The sequence below is a fragment of the Vibrio casei genome (assembly GCF_002218025.2).
Lineage (GTDB): Bacteria > Pseudomonadota > Gammaproteobacteria > Enterobacterales > Vibrionaceae > Vibrio > Vibrio casei.
This window is the reverse complement of record NZ_AP018680.1, coordinates 2,063,077-2,087,092: the sequence shown is the minus strand read 5'-3', so window position 1 is coordinate 2,087,092 and position 24,016 is coordinate 2,063,077. Positions and strand designations below refer to the sequence as shown.

The following is a 24,016-nucleotide window of genomic DNA, read 5'->3' as shown; positions in this document are numbered from 1 at the left end:
GTCTCCAGCCTATGAAGCACATTCGTAACTTTTCGATTATCGCCCATATCGACCACGGTAAGTCGACTCTTTCAGATCGCTTAATTCAAGTATGTGGAGGGCTAACTGAGCGCGAAATGGCAGCTCAAGTACTTGACTCTATGGATCTTGAACGTGAGCGTGGCATCACGATTAAAGCACAAAGCGTCACTTTAGATTACAAAGCTAATGATGGCGAAACTTATCAACTAAACTTTATCGACACCCCTGGGCATGTCGACTTCTCTTATGAAGTTTCTCGATCACTTGCCGCTTGTGAAGGTGCTTTGCTGGTGGTTGATGCAGGCCAAGGCGTTGAAGCCCAAACATTGGCAAACTGCTATACCGCGATTGAAATGAATCTTGAAGTCGTTCCCATCTTAAATAAGATAGATCTACCTGCTGCTGATCCTGAGCGTGTCGCGGAAGAAATTGAAGATATCGTTGGTATCGATGCAATGGAAGCGGTGCGTTGTTCTGCTAAAACGGGCATCGGTGTTGATCTGGTACTCGAAGAAATTGTTAAATCGATTCCAGCGCCAGAAGGTGATCCTGAAGGGCCTCTACAAGCGCTAATCATTGATTCATGGTTTGATAACTATTTAGGTGTCGTTTCTTTAGTTAGAATTAAGAATGGTTCACTAAAGAAAAACGATAAAATTAAAGTTATGAGCACAGGCCAAACTTGGGGTGTGGATCGTATTGGTATTTTCACCCCTAAACGAGTGGATACTGATGGACTAAATACCGGTGAAGTAGGCTGGGTTGTATGTGGTATTAAAGATATTTTAGGCGCACCTGTAGGGGATACACTAACCCACGCTAAAGGTGGCTGTGAGCAGCGTTTACCAGGGTTTCAGAAAGTGAAGCCACAGGTTTATGCTGGTTTATTCCCGGTTTCGTCTGATGATTATGAAAACTTTCGTGATGCGTTAGGTAAATTAAGCTTGAACGATGCTTCATTATTCTATGAGCCAGAAAGTTCAGCAGCACTTGGTTTTGGTTTCCGCTGTGGCTTCCTTGGCATGCTACACATGGAAATCATTCAAGAACGTCTAGAGCGTGAATACGACCTTGATTTGATCACTACTGCGCCAACCGTAGTATATGAAGTGATCAAAACCGATAAAAGTACACTTTACGTTGATAGTCCGGCGAAATTACCCGCGATTAACGATATTGAAGAAATTCGTGAACCAATCGCACGTTGTAATATCTTAGTACCATCAGAGTACCTTGGTAATGTTATTACATTATGTATTGAGAAACGTGGTACTCAGGTTGATATGGTTTATCACGGTAACCAAGTGGCATTAACTTATGATCTTCCAATGGCAGAAGTCGTACTAGATTTCTTTGACCGTTTGAAATCTACATCACGCGGTTATGCATCGTTAGATTACAACTTCCATCGTTACGAATTCTCAAACATGGTTCGTGTGGATGTTTTGTTAAACGGTGACACTGTTGATGCCTTAGCGATTATCACACATAAAGACAACTCACAAACTCGTGGTCGTCAATTGGTTGAGAAAATGAAAGAATTCATTCCTCGTCAAATGTTCGATATTGCCATTCAAGCCGCGATTGGCAACCATATTATTGCTCGCTCAACCGTTAAGCAATTACGCAAAAACGTTATTGCGAAGTGTTACGGTGGGGATGTGAGCCGTAAGAAGAAACTGTTGAAGAAACAGAAAGAAGGTAAAAAGCGCATGAAGCAAATTGGTAATGTTGAATTACCACAAGAAGCTTTCTTAGCAATTCTTCATGTAGGCAAAGATTAATAAGTTGATTAATAAATAATGGATTCATTTTTGTTTTTTATATAATGAATGCTTAATAATCAATATCGACGGATAAGCATAAAGTGGAAGAATGATTGATTCTTTCACTTTCGTTATTTCTTAAACAAAGAAAGTAATAGGGAAACCGAGACGGATGGCGAATACTTTTTCATTAATTTTAGTACTAGTGACCTTGGTGACTGGTGTGGTATGGGTGCTAGAAAAGCTTGTATGGGGTAAAGAACGCCAGCAAACCGTAGCGGATGTTGAAACCAAAACCAATGAAACATTAAGTAAAGATGTTGCTGCTAAAGTTCACCCTCAGCCTTGGTGGGTTGAAAATAGTGTATCTATTTTCCCTGTTATTGCTTTTGTTCTCGTGTTACGCAGTTTCATTTATGAACCTTTTCAGATTCCATCAGGCTCAATGATGCCAACATTACTCGTTGGTGATTTTATTTTGGTTGAAAAGTTTTCTTATGGGATTAAAGATCCAGTATTTCAATCTAAACTTGTTGAAACAGGAGAGCCTAAGCGTGGTGATATCGCGGTTTTTCGTTACCCACCTCAACCCAATATTGACTATATTAAGCGTGTCGTTGGTCTACCGGGTGATACCATCCGCTATACTGAAGATAAGCAAATTTGTGTTCAAGCCACAGGCACCTCTGAATGTAAGCCTGTAGAGCAATCCGATGCAAAACAAAGCCCATTTTATCAAGATGGCGTTGCTTTGATTGAAGCCAAAGAACAACTTGGCGAAGTGAAGCACAATATTTTAATTAGTTCTGTTCGTCATGATAATGTCGCAGCTTACCAGCCAAGAGCTTATCGTAACGAATGGGTTGTCCCAGAGGGCGAGTACTTTATGATGGGTGATAACCGTGATAATAGTGCAGATAGCCGTTATTGGGGGTTTGTACCTGAAGCAAATTTTGTTGGCAAAGCGGTTGCCATCTGGATTAGCTTTGAATTTGAACGTGATGCGGATAGCGTATTACCTTCGTGGATCCCAACCGGCGTGCGGTTTAATCGTATCGGCGGCCTGACATAATTGAGAGAGCATGAATTCTCAGATAGAAAGATTACAAAAAAAAGTTGGTTATCAGTTTAATGATGCCAATTTCTTGCACCTCGCGCTGACTCATCGTAGCGCGAATAGCAAACATAATGAACGTTTAGAGTTTTTGGGCGATTCAATTTTAAGTTTTGTTATTGCAGATGAACTTTACCATCGTTTCCCTAATATTAATGAGGGTGACATGAGTCGCATGCGTGCGACTTTGGTAAGAGGGCATACACTTGCTCAACTTGGACGTGAGTTCGAGCTTGGTGACTACTTAAAATTAGGTCCAGGTGAATTGAAAAGCGGTGGTTTTCGCCGTGATTCGATTCTTGCTGATGCCGTTGAAGCCATTATAGGTGCTTGTTACTTAGACAGTGATATCGAAGTGGTTCGTGGTGTAGTACTGGCATGGTACGATTCTCGATTGAATGAAATCCAACCGGGGGTTTCGCAAAAAGATCCCAAGACCCGCCTCCAAGAATTTTTGCAAGGTCGTCGTAAGCCATTACCGGTTTACACTGTCGCAAAAATTAAAGGCGAAGCTCACAATCAAGAATTCACTGTTTCTTGTGAAATTATCGGTGTTTCTGAGTCCGTGGTAGGTAAAGGAACCAGTCGCCGTAAAGCAGAACAAGCAGCAGCAGAATTTGCGTTAGGAGTATTAACCAATGGCAAATAATAACGATAGTAATAATGAGCAACCTGAATTTGATCTTGATGCTTACTTTGCCGGTGAAGCTCAACCTTCCCAACAAGATAATGTCGAGATCGATGAAAGCGAACAACATTGTGGTTTCATTGCCATTGTTGGGCGCCCTAATGTCGGTAAATCAACACTGCTGAATCATTTGTTAGGTCAAAAAATTTCGATTACTTCTCGTAAGCCTCAAACGACTCGCCACCGTATTATGGGGGTCGATACGGAAGGCGCTTTCCAAGCGATTTACGTGGATACTCCAGGGCTTCATATTGAGGAAAAACGCGCGATTAACCGTTTGATGAACCGTGCAGCGAACAGCTCTTTAAGTGATGTGAACTTGGTGCTATTTGTCGTGGATGGTACTCAATGGACACCTGACGATGAAATGGTTTTAAACAAGCTTCGCACGGCAAACTTTCCAACCATTTTGTTGATCAATAAAGTCGATAATGTGAAAGATCGCACTCATGTGATGACTCATATGCAAGCGTTGTCTGAAAAAATGGATTTTGTTGACATCATCCCAATTTCAGCCAAGTTAGGCCGCAACACCGATGCAATTCGCACTCGTGTACGGCAAGCCTTGCCTCAGGCTGTTCACCATTTTCCTGAAGAGTACGTTACCGATCGTTCTCAGCGTTTTATGGCTTCTGAAATTATCCGTGAAAAGCTGATGCGTTTTACTGGAGAAGAGTTGCCTTATTCAGTGACCGTTGAGATTGAGCGATTTGATTACAACCCAGAAACCGATGGTTTCCATATCAATGCTTTAATTTTGGTTGAACGTCTAGGTCAGAAAAAAATGGTGATTGGGAAGGCGGGTGAAAAAATCAAAACTATCGGTCGAGAAGCTCGCTTGGATATGGAAGCGCTTTTTGAGCGTAAAGTGTATCTAGAAACTTGGGTTAAAGTGAAATCAGGCTGGGCAGATGATGAGCGCGCCTTACGTTCTCTTGGGTATATAGATGATTTATAATCGTTAATCGGCTCTCGTTTCTTGATGGATACCATCGAGAAACGAGGTGTTGAAGCGTGAATCACGGAAAATCTATGTCAGATGCTTTTGGTCTTCAACGTTGCTTTATTCTTCATCGCCGTCCTTATACGGAAACCAGTCTTATTCTGGATGTTTTCAGTGAAGAGTACGGACGCGTGAGTATTTTAGCCAAGGGCGCTCGCAGCAAACGTTCCAATTTAAAAGGTGTCTTACAGCCTTTTACTCCGTTACTTCTCAAATGGTTTGGTAAAGGCTCGATGAGAACCTTAAAACAAGCCGAACCGATTAGCCTAGGCATTCCCCTTTCTGGTATCAATCTTTATTCTGCAATGTATATCAATGAGCTAGTCGCTCGTGTGGTGGAAGGAGAGACCGCTTACCCTGAATTGTTCCACGATTATCTTTCATCGCTAACTGAATTAGCCCAATCTGATAACCCAGAGCCTGCTTTACGACGTTTTGAGTTAGCATTACTTTCGTCGCTAGGGTATGGCGTAGATTTTTTGCATTGTGCAGGTAGCGGTGAACCCGTGTCGGAAAACATGACTTATCGATATCGTGAACAAAAAGGCTTTATTGCGAGCGTAAGAAAGGATAATTTAACCTTCCTAGGCAATGAATTGATTGCGATTAGTGAGCGTAGGTTCTTAACCAAACCACAATTACAAGCTGCTAAGCGATTTACACGGATGGCGTTAAAACCATATCTTGGCAGTAAACCATTAAAAAGTCGGGAGTTATTTATTGCAATGACACCGAAAACAAGGAGTTAACTTCAATGAGTCCGATTTACTTAGGTGTCAATATTGATCATATCGCAACGGTGAGAAATGCCCGTGGCACTAAGTACCCTGATCCTGTTCATGCTGCTGAAATTGCAGAGCGCGCAGGCGCTGATGGCATCACGGTTCATCTACGTGAAGACCGCCGTCATATCAAAGATCGTGATGTACGTCTTTTAAGTGAAACTCTGCAAACTCGCATGAATCTTGAAATGGCGGTAACGGACGAGATGATCAGTATTGCACTGGAAACGAAACCTGAATATGTTTGTTTAGTACCAGAGAAACGTGAAGAGTTGACCACGGAAGGCGGTCTAGATGTTACTGGACAACTTGATAAAGTGAAATCGGCAACCGAAAAGCTCGGTGCTGCTGGTATTAAAGTCTCTTTATTTATCGATGCCTCTCGTGAGCAAATCGATGCAGCTAAAGCATGTGGTGCACCTTATATTGAACTTCATACAGGGCAATATGCTGATGCTGAAAATGATGTAGAACAGCAAGCCGAGTTAAAACGTATTGCGGCTGGTGCAAGCTATGCACATAGCTTAGGCATTAAGGTAAATGCAGGGCATGGTCTTACTTATCACAACGTAGCACCGATTGCTGCATTGCCAGAAATATACGAATTAAACATTGGTCACTCTATTATTGGACGCGCTTTATTTGATGGTTTAGATAAAGCGGTAGCGGATATGAAAGCTATTATGCAGGAAGCTCGCCGTTAATTATGGCCATTATTGGGTTGGGCACAGATGTTGCCGATATCGAAAGAATTGAAAAAATCTTACAACGCTCGGGGATGGCTTTTGCCGAGCGTATTTTAGTACCTTCTGAGTTAACCGTTTTTCATTCGCTCAAGCAGCAAGGCCGCTATCTTGCGAAACGATTTTCAGCTAAAGAAGCCGCTTCAAAAGCATTAGGGACTGGTATTGCGTGTGGTGTTAGCTTTCAAGATTTTGAAATTAGTAATGATAAATTAGGTAAGCCAGTACTAACCTTACATGGACAAGCTTTGAATCTTGCTCATCAGCGACAAGTGAAGCATATTCACTTGTCGATCTCTGATGAAAAGCGTTACGCGATGGCGACCGTGATTTTAGAGTCTTAGTAAGAATAGGTAATTAGAGTGTTGCCATTATCAATTTTTGCTGAAATAAAACTCTATTGGTTTAGATATATCAACGACTTTACTTTTTGCAATCAAATCATGAATACATCGACGATCTTTTCTGAATATAAATAAGGTATCAATAACGGTTGCCCAGAATCTTGACCAACGAGATGCCAAAACACTCTTTTGGGTATCTATACTTACTTCATTCATAAAGCTTGTCCTTAAATTAAATTTTGACTATTCAGTTATTCAAATTATCGATAGCAATTCGGGGCTTCGGTTTTTCAACCTAAAGAGCTAAACCAAATAGGGTTTTGCTGCTTCTTGCACCTTTTCTATTTCATCTTGTAATTCAAATAATTCTGGCTCGATATCTTCAATGGCGCAATTGGATCTCAGTTCAGTTTCAATCGTTGCACATAAGCTTTGTAGCTTAGGCACACCACAATAGGCACAACTTCCATGTAGCTTATGAATAATATTCAATAATGCTTCATTTGGTTTTCCTGGTGCGTTAAGTGTTTGATTAACAACTTGATTAACTTCAGGTAAGAACTTTATCAACATATTAAGCATGTCTTTTGCTAGATCGATTTTGTTTGCTGACTGCTTTAAAGCCATATCCCAATTTAATACTGCAGAGTCTTTCTGAGAAGTGGCGACAACATTTTGGCGATCGTCTGGGAGTGACAATTTTTCTATTGTGCCAATTTCGGTATATGGATTCCAATGGATTAAAATTTGGTGAAGGATATGTTCTTCAATTGGTTTGGATAAATAGTCATCCATTCCGGCTTTCAAGAGACGCTCTCTTTCTCCTTCTATGGCATGGGCAGTGACGGCAATAACAGGGGTGTTGGCATTTAGATGTGTCTTTTTAATGTTTTCACAAGCTGTGACACCATCCATATGTGGCATTTGGATATCCATCAAAATAATGTCGTAGCTTTCTTGAGAGGCTCTTTCTACCGCTTCTGCACCATTACTGCAGGTTGTGATATATTCAACTTGTTCTTCAAGCAGCGCAAAGATCAATTTTAAATTTGCCGGGTTATCGTCGACCGCCATAACTCGCATCGGCAATTTTTCATTTTGAATCAGCTCTGGGGAAGCAAGTAAGGTTGATTGGGCTTGGTTTGGCAGCATGAGTTGTAATAACTTACGGCGAACGATGGGCTTGGCAATGCATTGTATTGGGTATAATTTAATTAACGTTTCAGCCAGAGCTAATTCGGTGCTTGGTAGACCTAAAATAAGGTGCGAAGTTAATGCTAAGCCTTTTTGAACTAAATTAAACATGTCACCTTGTGAATATTGTAGTGTTGGTGGCAAGTTAAGCAGCACAATATTATAAGTTGTATTGTTTTCAGGGTTCGCATTGTCTTCAGGAAACTGTGCTTGGTATGTCACGTGCATACCGGCTTGGGTTAGCTGTTGTTCTATGATTGCAGCTGATTGCATATTAGGTTCAATCAGCAGGACGGATTTCCCGATTAAAGGTGAAGTATCCAACTGTGGTGCTAAAGGCATATTCGAAGTTTGGAAGGTCACATTAAACCAGAATGTTGATCCTTGGTGTAGTCGGCTCGTTAGGCCTATTTCTCCGCCCATTTGGCTGACTAAGTTTTGAGTGATAACTAGGCCTAACCCTGTACCACCATAGCGGCGTGAAATGCTCGCATCTGCTTGGCTAAAAGCTTGGAATAATTGTGCCTGTTGGCGCTCTGAGATACCAATGCCTGTATCTCTAACAATGAATTGAACTTCGACTTTATTTTCTTTGATTGATCGTAATTCAGCGGCAATGTCGATATTGCCTCGTTCGGTGAATTTGATCGAATTACCGACTAAGTTGGTTAATATTTGTTGAATACGTAATGGATCACCGACCATCCCTTGTGGAATGTTTGGATCAATTCTAAGGGTTATTTCTAGTCCTTTTTCATGTGCACTTGGTGCCTGTAAACTGACTACTTCATCGAGCGATTCTTGGACATCGAATGGAATGTTTTCTAGTAATAGTTTTCCAGCTTCAAGTTTAGAAAAATCAAGAATGTCATTGATAATAGACAATAAATTTTGCGCTGAGCGTTCAATAGTTTGTAAATAATCAACTTGGTTTGCGGTTAAATCTGTTTTCAATATTTGCCTTGTAAAACCAATAACACCATTGAGAGGAGTACGAAGTTCGTGGGACATGTTGGCTAAAAATTCAGATTTCACTCGTGCGGCTTCTTGAGCGCGTTTTTTGGCGATATCGAGTTCAATATTTTGAATTTCGAGTTGTTCTAAGGTTTCACGTAAATCGGAAGTGGCTTGATCGATGCTATGCTGCATTTCTACATGATATTCGGATAAGGACATCGCCATGGCGTTGATGCCACTTTTTAGCGTATCTAATTCGCCATGCAGTTTTCCTTCAATTCGTACATCTAAATGTCCGCGACGTATACGGTCAACCACGCTAACCATATGTGATATTGGCAGTGTGACATCTCTCATCAATCGGTAAGCAAAGAAACCGGAGAGCCCAATACCTAAAAGCAATACCATTAATGCTGAAAAAATTTCTTGATATTGCTGCAGGCGCAGAGACGACATATCCAATTCAATAGCGATGTAGCCTAAAGGTTGGTTGGGATCGATTTCCTTGCCGTTAGGATCAATAAACTGACCTTCCGCTAAAATAGGCGAGCGTAATATCATGACGCTGGGGTTAGATTCGGAATGTTCAATGGTGCTTAAAAGAGGAATCGGTTTGCTTTTATCAAACGTTAAAGATTGGAAGTTGGGGTGAAAATTTGAAGTAACAAATAACTCATGATGAGAATCAAATACTGCGATACTTCGAACAATGTCAGAATGTTTACGGTGGGCATAACTGATTAAGCGCCGAACTGCCTCACGACTTTGTTGAGTCATTCCGTATTCACTAGCAATCGCTAAAGGTTCGATAATATCGGTGCCTGATGTTATGAGCTGGTTTTCCAAGTCGTTATAACGATTAAGGGTGAAAAAAGCACTCAAAAGTAAACCGATAATCAGCGTGGGTGCTAACGTTAATGTAATGACGCGGGCGCGTAAGCCATAACTTGTCATGATTCTTTAATTACAAGCCTGTCTGGATATGGGAAAATAGCGTTATCAGAGTACAATCACGTAATGAAAGCCTAAAGTATCGGGCGGTTTTTACGTTAAATAAGCTCATCAGTCGCTGATATATTCGCTTAGCTTAATCAACTCAGAGCTATTCGACAATCTTTGTCGTGGATAATTAAGATGTCGGCAACAAAAGTTTTCTAAATATTAAGGTGTTAACACCTTCGTCATCATAGGTAGTAATGATTAATGGCCAATTTTTATCAAGCCAAGAAAAACGTTCATACGAGTCAAAAACACCAAGTTGTCATGATTGAAAAGCTTGATCATCAAGGCACGGGTATTGCCTACGTGAATAAAAAACCGATGTTTGTTGAAGGGGCTTTACCTGCAGAAGAAGTCTTAGTGCAACCCGTTGAAGAGAAAAGCAAATATATTCGGGCGAAATTAATCACCATTCAAAAACCAAGTCCACAGCGTATAGCAGCATTTTGCGTGCATTATAATACTTGCGGCGGGTGTAATTTGCAGCATTTGAGTCATGATGATCAAATAACGATGAAAGCTCAATCATTGAGTCAAATGATGAGACCATTTTCAGAACAAACGATTTCGGTCGAGTCGATTATTCGCTCTGAGAGTCGTGGTTATCGTCGCCGTGCTCGTATTAGTATGATGTTTGACAATAAAACACAAATATTCGATTTTGGATTTCGACAAAAGGGCAGTAAGAAGATTGCTAATGTAACGAATTGCCCGGTACTTGATCCGTCATTGAATGCATTATTACCGGAAATAAAACGTCTCTTAAAATCCTTTTCTCAACCAAGACAACTTGGGCATGTCGAGCTTGTTTTTGATGGGAAAAGAAAAGCGATGCTGTTACGCCATACCGCTGAGTTATCCAATACGGACCAAGCATCATTAATCGAGTTTGCTAAGAAAACGACAACTACATTGTACTTGTTACCCAATAGCGGTGAACTACACTGTCTTATTGGTGAGCCGCTGCAATGTGTTGAAACGGGCAATAAAATTGATTTTCTACCTAGTGATTTTATTCAAGTCAATCAAGGTGTTAATAAGTCGATGGTTGATCAAGCTGTATCTTGGTTAGAGGTCACTAAAACCGATCGTGTACTGGATTTATTTTGTGGTTTAGGTAACTTTAGTTTTGCTTTAGCTAAAAAGGCAAAGTTTGTTGTCGGTGTTGAAGGTATTCAGGCGATGGTAGACAGAGCGAGAGATAACGCTCAATTGAATCAATTAAGTAATACTGAGTTTTATCAAGCGGATCTAGAACAAGATTTCACTCGTTCTGATTGGGCTATAAACCCATTTGATAAAGTTTTATTGGATCCAGCGCGGGCAGGGGCAATGGGGGTTATTGAACATATTGCTAAACTTGGTGCGAAATCAGTTGTCTATGTTTCATGTAATCCCGCAACCTTAGCCAGAGACAGCCAAAGCTTGTATCAACAAGGTTATGAACTTAAAAAGCTTTCGATGATGGATATGTTCCCACATACCAGTCATTTAGAATCAATGGCTCTTTTTATCAAAGAGCCTAAAGGTAAGAAAAAAACAGGGAAAAAACCGCGATCGATGAAACTGTTTTAACGGAGAGTTGTTTTAATCTTTTATGTTTAATTGACTATTTTTTGTTGTAACAGATCGCGAGCTAATCGGTAGCAAAAGGGGATTATTGTTGCCGTTCACCGTTTTTAAATTTATGAGCAGGAAGATGTAATGGTCGCAGTTAGAAGCGCACATTTAAATAAGAATGAAGAATTTGAGCTTGAAACATGGGTTGCAAGCTTACATCAAGACGGTAAAACCAGTAATAAACTAACGCAAGTATATCAGCAGTGCGAAACGCTACTCGATAATCATCCTGAAAAAAGGGTGTTGCTGTGGCGTGGGCGCGAGATGATCGAAATTTTGATCACACTTTCTATGGATCGCCCAACTCTCATGGCCGCCCAACTTTTCCCTATCGTCACGGCAGGTTTATTTGAGCGTGAAGTCTTAGTTGAAATGTACGGAAAAGAAATCGTCAAATTGATTGATGGCGTTGAGGAAATGGCAGCTATCGGTCAATTGAATGTGAGCATGGAAGAGTCTGAAGCCTCGGAGCAAGTCGATAACGTGCGCCGTATGTTACTGGCGATGGTGGATGATTTTCGTTGTGTGGTTATCAAGCTTGCTGAACGCATTTGTAACTTGCGTGAAGTGAAAAATGAACCCGATGACATTCGAATTAATGCAGCAAAAGAGTGCGCCAACATTTATGCCCCCTTAGCAAACCGTTTAGGGATTGGTCAATTAAAGTGGGAGATTGAAGATTACGCTTTTCGTTATCAACAGTCTGATATTTATAAAAAAATTGCCAAGCAACTTTCTGAGCGTCGTATTGTTCGAGAGCAATACATCCACGATTTTGTGACTAATTTGTCACAAGATATGAAAGCCGCCAATATCAACGCTGAAGTCAGTGGAAGGCCAAAACACATCTACAGTATTTGGCGGAAAATGCAGAAAAAAAATCTGGAGTTTGACGAGCTTTTCGACGTGAGAGCTGTACGTATCATCGCCGATAAACTTCAAGATTGCTATGGTGCATTAGGCATGGTGCACACTAAATATAAGCACTTGCCAAGTGAGTTTGATGACTATGTTGCTAACCCTAAACCCAATGGTTATCAATCGATTCACACTGTGGTACTTGGCCCTGAAGGCAAAACCATTGAGATCCAAATTCGTACCAAGCAAATGCATGAAGATTCAGAGCTTGGGGTTGCCGCGCACTGGAAATACAAAGAGGGCAGTTCGGCTGGCCGCAGTGGCTACGATGAAAAGATCACTTGGCTACGTAAGCTGATTGATTGGCAAGAAGAGATGGCGGATTCTGGCGAAATGCTGGATGAGCTACGCAGCCAAGTGTTTGATGACCGCGTGTATGCCTTTACCCCTCGAGGTGATGTGGTTGATTTACCTATGGGGGCGACCCCACTTGATTTTGCTTACCATATCCATTCTGAAGTAGGGCATCGTTGTATTGGTGCCAAAGTCGGCGGGCGTATTGTTCCGTTTACTCATAAATTAGCGATGGGCGATCAAGTTGAGATTATTACTCAAAAAGAACCGAATCCTTCTCGGGATTGGTTAAACCCAACGTTAGGGTTCGTACATTCAGGGCGGGCTCGGGCCAAAATCAATGCTTGGTTTAGGAAACAAAGTCGTGAGAAAAACCTAGAAGCGGGTAAAGACATTCTTGAAAATGAATTGCATAAAATTGGCGCAACATTAAAAGATGCTCAGCAATATGCGCTGAAACGTTTTAATGTCAATTCTCCAGATGAATTATACGCAGGTATTGGCAGTGGCGATTTACGGATTAACCAAGTGGTTAATCATATTAATGCGCTAGTCAATAAACCCACGGCAGAAGAAGAAGATAAACAAGCGCTTGCTAAGCTTAAAGAAGCGCAAGTCCAACATGAAAGTCGTCCTCGTAAAGACGCCGTAGTCGTGCAAGGTGTTGATAATTTAATGACTCATCTTGCGCGTTGTTGTCAGCCTATCCCGGGCGATGAGATCAAAGGCTACATTACACAAGGCCGAGGTATTTCAGTACATCGGGTTGATTGTGAGCAGCTTAATGAACTCAACCATCATGCGCCAGAGCGTATTATTGATACGGTGTGGGGTAGTGGGTTTGTTGGTTCTTATGTGTTAACGATTCGTGTAGAAGCATTAGAGCGCGGTGGTTTATTAAAAGACATTACCACCATGCTCTCTAATGAAAAAATCAAAGTAAATAGCATGAACAGCCGAACCGATTACAAGCGACAAATTACGATTATGGATTTCCACTTAGATGTGCATAATGTGGATATATTGAATCGAATAGTGGCTAGGGTTGAACAAATTAAAGATGTATTGAGAGTGAAACGGCTTAAATAACGTTTAGTATAAAACTCACACCGCTCTATTTGGGGCGGTGTTTTTATTTCAGTGATCGGCTAATGTTCACTAAAACATTTTTGAGAATAACCTAGGAATGATTATGTCATTAATTGACGAACTGAAATCGGTCGATCCGCTTGACCCAATCGATGAACTGAAAGCCATTATGCAGCAGTTGCGTGATCCTGAAAAAGGCTGCCCTTGGGATAAGAAACAAACCTTTGATTCCGTTGTGCCTCATACCATTGAAGAAACTTATGAAGTGGTGGATGCTATCCACAATAAAGACTGGCCAAATCTTCAAGAAGAGTTGGGGGACGTATTATTTCAAGTCATTTTTTATAGCCAAATGGCCAGTGAACAAGCATTGTTTGACTTTGATGATGTGGTGAAAGGCTTAAATAAAAAGCTAATCAGGCGGCACCCTCATGTTTTTTCCGATGTAAACCTAGAAGATGAAAAAGCATTAAATGCTCACTGGGAAGCGGAAAAAGAAAAAGAAAAGAACGAAAAAGGCAAGGTTGAAAAAAGTATTCTAGACTCTATACCAAAGGCGTTACCAGCACTCTCTCGAGCCAATAAAATACAAAAGAAAGTCGCAAAATTTGGTTTTGATTGGCCGACTTTAGGGCCTGTTGTGGATAAGGTTCAAGAAGAAATTAAAGAGGTTATGGAAGAAGCGTTACAAGTTGAACTTGATGATTCTAGAATTGAAGAAGAGCTAGGTGATTTACTGTTTGCAACTGTTAACCTTGTGCGTCATTTAGGTAAAGATCCAGAGGTTGCTTTAGCTAAAGCGAATCTGAAATTTGAACGACGATTCCGTGGTGTTGAAGAAAGAGTAGAACAAAATGGAAAAATATTAGGCAACTGTACTTTAAAAGAGTTAGATGCTGAATGGGAAAATGTAAAAAAGTGCGAAAAGGAAATTAGAACTTACTAGTTGTTTTAATTGGTGATTATTCAATTCTATTAGCGTGGGGTAAAGGCTCGGAGAGCTAAATTGATTTGAAGCAAGAAATAAATTAATCGAGTGTGATAGATTTCACGTTGTAGCGGAAAAGGGGTTCTGGTATATTTTCATCCCGTCCAGAAGTAATCCATTTCCCTCATTCAACCAATTTCAGGTTAAGCATGACGACAAATTACATTTTTGTTACTGGTGGGGTCGTATCCTCTCTAGGTAAAGGTATTGCAGCAGCATCACTTGCAGCGATTTTAGAAGCTCGTGGTCTTAAAGTGACCATGATGAAACTAGACCCATACATCAACGTGGATCCCGGCACAATGAGCCCGATCCAACACGGTGAAGTATTCGTCACGGAAGATGGTGCAGAAACCGATCTCGATCTTGGTCACTACGAACGTTTCATTCGTACCAAGATGAGCAAGCGTAATAACTTTACAGCCGGTCGTGTTTACGAAGATGTTCTGCGTAAAGAACGTCGTGGTGATTACTTAGGCGCTACAATTCAAGTTATTCCACATATCACGAATTCGATCAAAGACCGCGTAATTGCAGGTTCTGAAGGCTACGAAGTCGCTATCGTTGAAGTTGGCGGTACTGTGGGTGATATCGAATCACTTCCTTTTATGGAAGCCATTCGCCAGTTAGCGGCTGAAGTGGGTCGTGAGCACGCTATGTTCATGCACTTAACGCTAGTGCCATACTTGGCGGCTGCGGGTGAAGTGAAAACCAAACCAACACAGCATTCAGTAAAAGAATTACTTTCAATCGGTATTCAACCAGACATTTTGGTTTGCCGTAGTGATCGTATTATTCCAGCCAATGAACGTAAGAAAATTGCTTTGTTCTGTAATGTTCAGGAAAAAGCAGTTATTTCGATGAAAGATGTGGATTCTATTTATAAAATTCCACAGTTGATTCGTGCGCAAGGTTTGGATGATTTAGTGTGTACTCGTTTTGGTATTACCGCGCCTGAAGCTGACCTGACTGAATGGGAACAAGTGATTTATGAAGAAGCCAACCCTACTGGTGAAGTCACCATTGGTATGGTTGGTAAATACACTGAATTACCTGATGCTTATAAATCAGTGAATGAAGCACTAAAACACGCAGGGTTGAAAAACCGTTTAAGCGTAACCATTAAATATGTAGATTCACAAGATGTGGAATCTAAAGGAACGGAATTATTAGATGGCCTAGATGCTATCCTTGTTCCTGGTGGTTTTGGTGATCGTGGTATTGAAGGTAAGATTCTTGCTGCGCAATATGCGCGTGAAAATAAAGTGCCATATTTAGGTATTTGCCTTGGTATGCAAGTAGCACTAATTGAATATGCGCGTAATGTTGCGGGTATGGAAGGTGCACACTCAACGGAGTTTAGCAAAGATACTAAATTCCCTGTAGTGGGTCTTATCACTGAGTGGGTAGACCAAGAAGGCAATGTAGAAGAGCGTACAGAGAAATCTGATTTGGGTGGAACAATGCGCCTTGGTTCACAGCTATGTCACCTTGAGAAAGGCACGAAAGCTCATGAACTATACGGCAACACTCAAATTCACGAACGCCATCGTCATCGTTACGAAGTGAACAATAACTTGCGTCCTCAAATTGAAAAAGCAGGTTTGAAAGTATCTGGCCTTTCTGCTGATAAGAAATTAGTAGAAGTGATTGAAAACCCGAACCACCCATGGTTTGTGGCGGCTCAATTTCACCCAGAATTCACATCAACACCTCGTGATGGTCACCCATTATTTGCAGGCTTTGTAAAAGCAGCAGGTGAACATCAACGTGGTGAATTTGAAAAGTAATACAGTTTGAAATAGCTCGTTTCGACGGGCTGATGAGCTTGTAAAGTAAGATGTAAAAGGGATATGGGTAGTGGCTTTAAGTTGTGCGACTACCCCATTAGATTGACATTTATTTTAAATTGAACGAGAGGAAACATTAATGTCTAAGATCGTTAAAGTTCTAGGTCGCGAAATCATCGACTCACGTGGTAACCCAACAGTAGAAGCTGAAGTACACCTTGAAGGTGGCTTTGTTGGTATGGCGGCTGCACCATCGGGCGCATCAACGGGTTCTCGTGAAGCTCTTGAATTACGTGACGGCGACAAATCACGTTTCCTAGGTAAAGGTGTTCTTAAAGCTATCGAAGCAGTAAACGGCGAAATCGCTACTGCTCTAGTGGGTAAAGACGCTAAAGACCAAGCTGCAATCGACCAAGTAATGATCGATTTAGACGGCACAGAAAACAAATCTAAATTTGGTGCTAACGCCATTCTTGCTGTTTCTCTTGCTAACGCAAAAGCGGCTGCAGCAGCAAAAGGCATGCCTTTGTTCGAGCACATCGCTGAACTAAATGGCACTCCTGGCGTATTCTCTATGCCTCTACCAATGATGAATATCATCAACGGTGGTGAGCACGCTGATAACAACGTTGATATCCAAGAATTTATGATTCAACCTGTTGGCGCGAAAACAATCAAAGAAGCTCTACGCATTGGCGCAGAAGTATTCCACAACCTAGCGAAAGTACTTAAGTCTAAAGGCCTAAGTACTGCAGTTGGTGATGAAGGCGGTTTTGCTCCTAACCTAGAATCAAACGCAGCAGCTCTTGCAGCAATCAAAGAAGCGGTTGAGCTTGCAGGTTATGAGTTAGGTAAAGACGTCACTCTAGCAATGGACTGTGCAGCATCTGAATTTTACGACAAAGAAGCTGGCAACTATAACATGAAAGGCGAAGGCAAAATCTTCACTTCTGAAGAATTTAACTTCTACCTACAAGACCTTGCTAACCAATACCCAATCGTTTCGATTGAAGATGGTCTAGACGAGTCTGATTGGGATGGTTTCAAACACCAAACTGAACTAATGGGCGACAAGCTTCAATTAGTTGGTGATGATCTATTCGTTACTAACACTAAGATCCTTGCAAAAGGTATCGAAATGGGTGTTGCTAACTCTATCCTAATCAAATTCAACCAAATCGGTTCTCTAACAGAGACTCTAGCTGCAATCAAGATGGCTAAAGATGCAGGTTACACAGCTGTAATCTCTCACCGTTCTGGCGAAACTGAAGATGCAACTATCGCAGACCTTGCTGTTGGTACGGCTGCAGGCCAAATCAAAACAGGTTCTATGAGCCGTTCTGATCGTGTTGCTAAGTACAACCAGCTAATCCGTATCGAAGAAGCACTAGGTTCACGTGCTCCTTTCAACGGTCTTAAAGAAGTGAAAGGCCAAGCTTAATTCTTAATAGAATAAGTTTAGCTACAACTTTTAAATCCTCGCCTCGGCGGGGATTTTTTATTTTGAAGAGAAGTATTGGCCACTAAAGGGTTTTCTTTCTAACTTTTAACTTGGTTTGTTATGATTCAATTCCGTGAATGAGGTATCATTACCGTAAGATTTTTCTAGTGAGTAGATGATGCGAATATTTACTTTGGTTTTGATAGGGTTACTTTGTACGTTGCAGTATGACTTGTTCTTTGGAAAGAATGGTATCATCGACTATAACGCTGTGCATTCAGATATTGCCGTACAGCAACAAGTGAATAACAGTTTGAAAAAGCGTAACGATTTGATGTTTGCTGAGATCGACGATCTTCGTCAAGGGCTTGATGCAATTGAAGAACGTGCTCGTCATGAGCTTGGTATGATTAAAAATGGTGAAACTTTTTACCGAATCATTGGTGATGATAACGAAGTTAATTCTACTTTTAACTCGGATGATGAGTAATGAGGGAATTAAATCCATTTGATTCTCAGTGTTTTGCTGTTGTCGTGCCTGCGGCTGGTGTAGGTAAGCGCATGCAAGCTGACCATCCTAAGCAATATCTTCCTCTTTTTGACAAAGCAATTTTAGAACATACGCTAGAATGCTTGTTAACTCATCCAATGGTGAATTTGGTCGTTGTTGCGATTAGTGAAGGGGATGAATACTTTTCTGATTTACCTATTGCTTCCCACTCTCGTGTTGTTCGTGTTTCTGGTGGCAAAGAAAGAGCAGATTCTGTGCTTTCTGGTTTGAATTATTTAATAAAAAACCACATTAAAGACTATCCTTGGGTATTGGTCCACGATGCTGCAAGGCCATGCTTAACCCATTCTGATATTAGTAAACTCATCGAGCACTGTGTACAGGCCAATCAAGGTGGAATTTTAGCCACGCCAGTACGAGATACCATGAAACAATCTTGTATGAGCAAAATGGGCCAAATCTCTATTAAACAAACTATCGATCGTAGCCAGCTTTGGCATGCATTAACACCGCAAATGTTTCCACTTGAAGCGTTGAAAATCGCGTTATCTCAAGGGTTAAAGCAAGGTAGCAATATTACAGATGAAGCTTCCGCAATGGAGCTTATTGGACAATCGCCTTTATTGGTGCAAGGTCGAGCTGATAATATAAAGGTAACCCAACCGGAAGATCTCGCATTAGCTGCCTTTTTTCTAACGGATCGCATCGCCGATCCTCGTTAATCTAGTTTAATATTAAGGAAAAATGATGATTCGAATTGGTCATGGTTTTGATGTGCATAAATTTGGTGGTGAAGGCCCCGTTATTATAGGCGGTGTTGCTATTCCTTATGAGCAAGGTTTAATTGCTCATTCTGATGGTGATGTGGCGCTCCATGCCTTAACCGATGCATTACTCGGTTCTATTGCGGCGGGGGATATAGGTAAGCATTTTCCTGATACGGATGATAAATGGAAAGGTGCAGATAGCCGTGCGCTGTTACGTGAAGTCTATCGCTTCGTTAAAGATAAAGGGTATATCATCGGTAATGCTGATGTCACCATCATTGCTCAAGCCCCCAAAATGTTACCTTTTATTCAAAGCATGAGAGAAGCAATTGCATCGGATCTTGAAACTGATATTAATAATATTAATGTGAAAGCCACAACCACTGAAAAATTGGGCTTTACGGGACGAAAAGAAGGCATCGCTTGTGAGGCGGTTGCGTTAATCGTTCGCCAATAATCTCTTCTATTAACTATAAGATTAAATTCATGACAGATATTTTAGCGCCATTCGCCTATTTATTAGGAAAACCAACCGCGCAAGCCAAAGTGAAAGCACATGCTAAAGACTTTCAAGTTATTGAGAATCTTGGTTTTGACTTTTCTGGTGAAGGTGAGCACTTCATGGTTAAGATTCGTAAAGAAGGCGAAAATACCGCTTATGTTGCCAATGAATTAGCGAAAGCATGTGGTGTGTTATCTAAACATATTAGTTGGGCTGGGCTTAAAGATCGCCATGCGGTGACAGAGCAATGGTTGAGTGTTCACCTTCCAAAGGTGGGGGATGAATTTGATATTGTTGAATTTGAAGCGCAGCATCCAGCGGTGAAAATCCTTGAAACCACGCGTCATAATAAAAAATTACGCCCTGGTGATTTAGTAGGGAACGCTTTTGTTATTCGCTTAGTGGATGTCACTAACGTCGACGATGTTGAAGCCCGTTTAGAAAAAATTCAATCTTTAGGGGTTCCCAACTACTTTGGTGCTCAACGTTTCGGTCGTGAAGGAAATAACTTATCTGAAGCTCGCCGTTGGGGTCGCAACAATGTTCGAACTCGTAATCAAAACCAACGCAGCTTATATCTGTCCACGGCTCGCTCATGGATTTTTAATCATATTTTATCTCATCGCATTGAAGAGAATTGTTTTAATCAATTAATTGAAGGCGATATTGTACACAACATCAATAGTGAACCACAGGTGGTTGATAGCAGTAATTTTGATGTCTTGCAGCAACAGCTTGATAAAAAAGCCGTTCAATTAACTGCCGCGTTAGCCGGAGATAATGCCTTACCGACAATGGGAAAAGCTCAAGAGTTAGAGAAGCCTATTTTGGATTCAGAGCCGGATCTCATGAAGCTTATTTGTGGTAATCGTATGCGTCATGATCGTCGTTCAGTCGCTTTATACGCAGAGAATATGGCCTGGCAAGTTGAAGGCAGTGATGTGGTGGTTTCATTCTCTTTGCCGTCGGGCAGTTTTGCGACCTCTGTTTTACGAGAAGTGGTGAAAGAAATCGAAATTGAGCGCGTTTATAGCAACTAAAATACGTATGTTAGGTGTTATTCCCATCGAGCTTAAATAGAATGAATTGATTGTGCGTTGGTGGTATTACTTTGAAATATAGGGAAGTTGATGAAAATTTTATTGAGTAACGATGATGGTGTTAATGCTCTGGGAATGAATACATTAGCGCAGGTTCTATCCGAGATTGCTGAGGTTGTGATTGTGGCTCCTGATCGTAACCGTTCTGGTGCATCTAATTCTTTAACATTAGAAACACCATTGCGAGTTAATCAAGTTCGCCCTAATGTATATTCGGTTCAAGGCACACCTACCGATTGTGTGCACTTTGCTTTGAATGAATTAATGAAGGACGATATGCCTGATTTAGTGGTGTCTGGTATCAATCATGGTGCAAATCTTGGTGATGATGTTCTGTATTCAGGTACGGTCGCCGCTGCGATGGAAGGACATTTTTTAGGGGTTCAATCCATTGCTATCTCTTTGGTTGGTAAAACACATTTTGATACTGCTGCGCACGTTGCAAAAGATATGGTTTTACAGCATGTAAAGAATCCAATTCCATCCCAATATCTGATCAATATTAATATACCAGACTTACCACTTGAACAACTTGCAGGAACGCAAGTAACACGACTTGGTGCTCGGCATCATGCTGAAAATATGATCAAGCAACTTGATCCTCGAGGCCAAGAAGTTTATTGGTTAGGTCCTCCAGGTAAAGAAGCGGATGCGGGAGAAGGTACGGATTTTTATGCCATTGAAAAAGGTGAAGTGTCAATCACGCCACTAAGAGTAGACCTAACAGCACATGAAGCAATGCAACACATGCGAGCTTGGGTAAATCCATAATCAATCCATTCATACTAAGAAATAACGAACAGGCAATATGAACAATATCAAAGCAGATCAATTAGTGACGTTCCTAGAAAGCTTAGGGATTTCAGACCATCATCTCTTAGAGGTAATGAGAGCGCTGCCTCGAGAATACTTCTTGTCTGAAGCGATGCGTCATCAAGCTTATGATAATAATGCTTTGCCTATTGGTGCAGGCCAAACGATCTCTCAACCTTATATCGTTGCCAAAATGACCGAATTATTGAATTTAAAGCCTTATAGTCGAGTGCTTGAAGTTGGAACTGGGTCTGGTTATCAAACCGCTGTACTTTCTAAATTAGTTGATCATGTTTATTCCATTGAAAGAATTAAGTCTTTGCAGTGGGATGCGAAGCGACGATTGAAACATCTTGATATTTATAATGTCTCAACAAAACATGGTGATGGTTGGCAAGGGTGGATCTCGAAAGGTCCATTTGATGCGATTATTGTGACCGCTGCAGCATCGCATGTGCCTGATAAACTCATAGAACAGCTAGCAGAAGGGGGGATTTTGATTATACCAATTGGTGATGAACATCAAGAATTGATAAAAATTGAAAAACGAAATGGTGAATGTCTTTCTACTTTGGTAGAGGTGGTGAGGTTTGTGCCTCTTATTTCTGGTGAGCTAGCCTAATGAGTAGGATATAAACCTTGGTATTGATTAAACGTTTTTTGACATCTTTGGTCTTCTTTTTCTTCTTGGCTGGTTGTTCTTATCAACCATCAAAAGACGATAGGGGGAGCTATAAAGGCAGTTATTATGTTGTTGAAAAAGGCGATAGCGTTTATGTCATCTCCGTTTTGGCCGATAAAGATGTGAATGATATTATTCGTTATAACCATCTAAAGGCACCTTATACTATTCATCCAGGACAAAAACTGAACCTTTGGCGTCCAGTTTATACCCCACCTTCATTTGATGGAACTGGCGCTGGTAATAGCCAAACGGCCTCAATATCTAAGAAAAACACCTCAAATTCTACGACTAAAGTATCAAGGAAAGAATCAACATCCCCAGTTGTGCAATCCAAAGCAAAGGAGTATGTTGAGGTTGAAAGTAAACAAAATGTTAACAATAGTGTCACCCAAACTACATCTAAAAACGACAAGGTAGAACGCTGGGTTTGGCCAACAAAAGGTAGAGTAATCAGTAAGTTTTCAATTGGTGAGCAAGGCAATAAAGGTATCGATATTGCAGGGCAAAGAGGGCAAGACGTAGTATCTACCGCATCAGGTGTCGTGGTATATGCTGGGAATGCGTTAAGAGGGTATGGAAATTTAATCATTATTAAACACAATGATGAATATTTGAGTGCTTATGCTCACAATGATCGTTTATTAATTCGTGAAGGGCAATCGGTAAAAACTGGCCAGAAAATTGCATCAATGGGCAGTACTGGTACAAACAGTGTCCGTTTACATTTTGAAATTAGATACAAAGGTAAGTCAGTGAATCCTGAACGCTATTTGGAATAAAAAGACTTACAATAATGACATATTAAGCTGTTATGTCTTGCTAACTTAATTCGCCAAGGGGAGGCGCTTATGAGTATCAGCAATGCAGTAATCAAAACGACCAACATTGATGATAATGAATTTGATGTTGAAACGGTTGAAGCCGCTTCGGTTTCACAAAAAGATGAAGTAAAAGAAGAGTACGAAGTATCGGCGAAAAGCCTTGATGCGACTCAGCTTTACTTAAGTGAAATTGGCTTTTCACCACTCCTTACCGCTGAAGAAGAAGTCCTTTATGCTCGCCGTGCATTGCGTGGTGATATCGCCGCCCGTAAGCGAATGATTGAAAGTAACTTACGCCTTGTTGTTAAGATCTCTCGCCGTTATAACAGCCGTGGTTTAGCACTACTTGACCTTATTGAAGAAGGTAACTTAGGCTTGATTCGTGCGGTTGAAAAGTTTGACCCAGAACGTGGGTTCCGCTTTTCAACTTACGCAACGTGGTGGATCAGACAAACCATTGAACGCGCCTTAATGAATCAAACCCGCACCATTAGGTTGCCTATTCATGTGGTGAAAGAGCTAAACATTTATCTTCGAACGGCTCGTGAGTTAGCTCAAAAGCTGGATCATGAACCCACAGCAGAAGAAATCGCCTTTCAGCTAGATAAGCCAGTGGAAGATGTCAGCAAAATGCTGCGTCTTAATGAACGAGTGAGTTCAGTCGACACACCTATTGGGGGCGATGGTGAAAAGGCTTTATTAGATATTATTCCCGACATTAACAATTCGGATCCTGAGTTTTCAACTCAAGATGATGACATTAAGTCGTCTTTGATTGATTGGCTTGATGAATTAAATCCGAAACAAAAAGAAGTTCTTGCTCGACGCTTCGGTCTTTTAGGCTATGAGCCATCCACTTTAGAAGAAGTTGGTCGTGAAATTAATTTAACTCGTGAGCGTGTTCGTCAAATTCAAGTTGAAGGGCTGCGTCGTTTAAGAGAGATCTTAACGAAGCAAGGTTTGAATATGGAATCTTTGTTTAACGCTGATTACGAATAATTTAATAGAGCAAACATCTTAAACTTAAAAGGGAAGCGTAGTGCTTCCCTTTTTTGATTCATAGTAT

The 24,016-nt window shown here is 41.0% G+C and carries 22 protein-coding genes; 20 read left to right on the top strand and 2 right to left on the bottom strand.

Going from position 1 to position 24,016, the window contains the following annotated elements; all coding sequences use genetic code 11:
• The first annotated feature begins 11 nt into the window (after positions 1 to 11).
• From lepA to acpS, 7 genes are all read left to right on the top strand, one after another.
• Positions 12 to 1,805, top strand: a complete 1,794-nt coding sequence (lepA, locus tag VCASEI_RS09825) for a translation elongation factor 4 (protein WP_086959472.1) — start codon at positions 12 to 14, stop codon at positions 1,803 to 1,805.
• A 154-nt stretch (positions 1,806 to 1,959) separates the two neighbouring features.
• Entirely contained in the window at positions 1,960 to 2,859 is a 900-nt protein-coding gene (gene lepB, locus VCASEI_RS09820) for a signal peptidase I (RefSeq protein ID WP_086959474.1), read from the top strand.
• 10 nt (positions 2,860 to 2,869) lie between these two features.
• Positions 2,870 to 3,550 carry a ribonuclease III gene (gene rnc, locus VCASEI_RS09815; protein ID WP_086959476.1) on the top strand — a complete coding sequence of 227 codons (681 nt, stop codon included), beginning with the start codon at positions 2,870 to 2,872 and terminating at the stop codon, positions 3,548 to 3,550.
• Positions 3,540 to 4,547, top strand: a complete 1,008-nt coding sequence (gene era / locus VCASEI_RS09810; RefSeq protein ID WP_086959477.1) for a GTPase Era — start codon at positions 3,540 to 3,542, stop codon at positions 4,545 to 4,547. The genes rnc and era overlap by 11 nt, the downstream gene beginning before the upstream one ends.
• 74 nt (positions 4,548 to 4,621) lie before the next feature.
• A complete protein-coding gene (gene recO, locus VCASEI_RS09805) occupies positions 4,622 to 5,341 on the top strand; it encodes a DNA repair protein RecO (protein ID WP_086959479.1) in 720 nt (239 codons plus the stop codon).
• A 5-nt stretch (positions 5,342 to 5,346) separates the two neighbouring features.
• Positions 5,347 to 6,078, top strand: coding sequence for a pyridoxine 5'-phosphate synthase (gene pdxJ, locus VCASEI_RS09800; protein WP_086959480.1), 732 nt, complete (start codon positions 5,347 to 5,349; stop codon positions 6,076 to 6,078).
• A 2-nt stretch (positions 6,079 to 6,080) separates the two neighbouring features.
• Positions 6,081 to 6,461, top strand: a complete 381-nt coding sequence (gene acpS / locus VCASEI_RS09795; protein ID WP_086959482.1) for a holo-ACP synthase — start codon at positions 6,081 to 6,083, stop codon at positions 6,459 to 6,461.
• Positions 6,462 to 6,491: 30 nt separating this feature from the next.
• Here acpS and VCASEI_RS09790 read toward each other — a convergent pair whose 3' ends face one another.
• Together VCASEI_RS09790 and barA are read right to left on the bottom strand one after the other, a co-directional pair.
• The gene (locus VCASEI_RS09790) at positions 6,492 to 6,677 is read right to left on the bottom strand and encodes an RDD family protein (RefSeq protein ID WP_086959484.1); all 186 of its coding nucleotides are present in this window, start codon (positions 6,675 to 6,677) and stop codon (positions 6,492 to 6,494) included.
• 87 nt (positions 6,678 to 6,764) lie between these two features.
• Positions 6,765 to 9,566, bottom strand: coding sequence for a two-component sensor histidine kinase BarA (gene barA, locus VCASEI_RS09785; protein ID WP_086959486.1), 2,802 nt, complete (start codon positions 9,564 to 9,566; stop codon positions 6,765 to 6,767).
• 249 nt (positions 9,567 to 9,815) lie between these two features.
• Here barA and rlmD point away from each other — a divergent pair, with 249 nt between their 5' ends.
• From rlmD to rpoS, 13 genes are all read left to right on the top strand, one after another.
• The gene (rlmD, locus tag VCASEI_RS09780) at positions 9,816 to 11,186 is read left to right on the top strand and encodes a 23S rRNA (uracil(1939)-C(5))-methyltransferase RlmD (protein WP_086959488.1); all 1,371 of its coding nucleotides are present in this window, start codon (positions 9,816 to 9,818) and stop codon (positions 11,184 to 11,186) included.
• Between the two features lie 129 nt (positions 11,187 to 11,315).
• The gene (relA, locus tag VCASEI_RS09775) at positions 11,316 to 13,532 is read left to right on the top strand and encodes a GTP diphosphokinase (RefSeq protein WP_086959490.1); all 2,217 of its coding nucleotides are present in this window, start codon (positions 11,316 to 11,318) and stop codon (positions 13,530 to 13,532) included.
• 103 nt (positions 13,533 to 13,635) lie between these two features.
• Complete coding sequence (gene mazG / locus VCASEI_RS09770; RefSeq protein ID WP_086959492.1) at positions 13,636 to 14,478, top strand: nucleoside triphosphate pyrophosphohydrolase; 843 nt, start codon at positions 13,636 to 13,638, stop codon at positions 14,476 to 14,478.
• A gap of 191 nt (positions 14,479 to 14,669) precedes the next feature.
• On the top strand, positions 14,670 to 16,310 hold the full coding sequence (locus tag VCASEI_RS09765; RefSeq protein WP_086959493.1) for a CTP synthase: 1,641 nt from the start codon (positions 14,670 to 14,672) through the stop codon (positions 16,308 to 16,310).
• A gap of 139 nt (positions 16,311 to 16,449) precedes the next feature.
• Positions 16,450 to 17,751: a phosphopyruvate hydratase gene (gene eno, locus VCASEI_RS09760; RefSeq protein WP_086959495.1), complete on the top strand. Its 1,302-nt coding sequence runs from the start codon at positions 16,450 to 16,452 to the stop codon at positions 17,749 to 17,751.
• A 178-nt stretch (positions 17,752 to 17,929) separates the two neighbouring features.
• Positions 17,930 to 18,241 carry a cell division protein FtsB gene (ftsB, locus tag VCASEI_RS09755; protein WP_086959497.1) on the top strand — a complete coding sequence of 104 codons (312 nt, stop codon included), beginning with the start codon at positions 17,930 to 17,932 and terminating at the stop codon, positions 18,239 to 18,241.
• Entirely contained in the window at positions 18,241 to 18,984 is a 744-nt protein-coding gene (gene ispD / locus VCASEI_RS09750; protein WP_086959499.1) for a 2-C-methyl-D-erythritol 4-phosphate cytidylyltransferase, read from the top strand. The genes ftsB and ispD overlap by 1 nt, the downstream gene beginning before the upstream one ends.
• 25 nt (positions 18,985 to 19,009) lie before the next feature.
• A complete protein-coding gene (ispF, locus tag VCASEI_RS09745) occupies positions 19,010 to 19,486 on the top strand; it encodes a 2-C-methyl-D-erythritol 2,4-cyclodiphosphate synthase (protein ID WP_086959501.1) in 477 nt (158 codons plus the stop codon).
• Positions 19,487 to 19,515: 29 nt separating this feature from the next.
• Entirely contained in the window at positions 19,516 to 20,571 is a 1,056-nt protein-coding gene (truD, locus tag VCASEI_RS09740; protein WP_086959504.1) for a tRNA pseudouridine(13) synthase TruD, read from the top strand.
• A gap of 90 nt (positions 20,572 to 20,661) precedes the next feature.
• On the top strand, positions 20,662 to 21,402 hold the full coding sequence (surE, locus tag VCASEI_RS09735) for a 5'/3'-nucleotidase SurE (protein ID WP_086959506.1): 741 nt from the start codon (positions 20,662 to 20,664) through the stop codon (positions 21,400 to 21,402).
• Positions 21,403 to 21,439: 37 nt separating this feature from the next.
• Positions 21,440 to 22,066, top strand: a complete 627-nt coding sequence (locus VCASEI_RS09730) for a protein-L-isoaspartate(D-aspartate) O-methyltransferase (protein ID WP_086959508.1) — start codon at positions 21,440 to 21,442, stop codon at positions 22,064 to 22,066.
• A gap of 17 nt (positions 22,067 to 22,083) precedes the next feature.
• Positions 22,084 to 22,908, top strand: a complete 825-nt coding sequence (locus VCASEI_RS09725; protein WP_086959510.1) for a peptidoglycan DD-metalloendopeptidase family protein — start codon at positions 22,084 to 22,086, stop codon at positions 22,906 to 22,908.
• A 69-nt stretch (positions 22,909 to 22,977) separates the two neighbouring features.
• Positions 22,978 to 23,949, top strand: coding sequence for an RNA polymerase sigma factor RpoS (rpoS, locus tag VCASEI_RS09720; RefSeq protein WP_086959512.1), 972 nt, complete (start codon positions 22,978 to 22,980; stop codon positions 23,947 to 23,949).
• Positions 23,950 to 24,016: the final 67 nt, after the last annotated feature.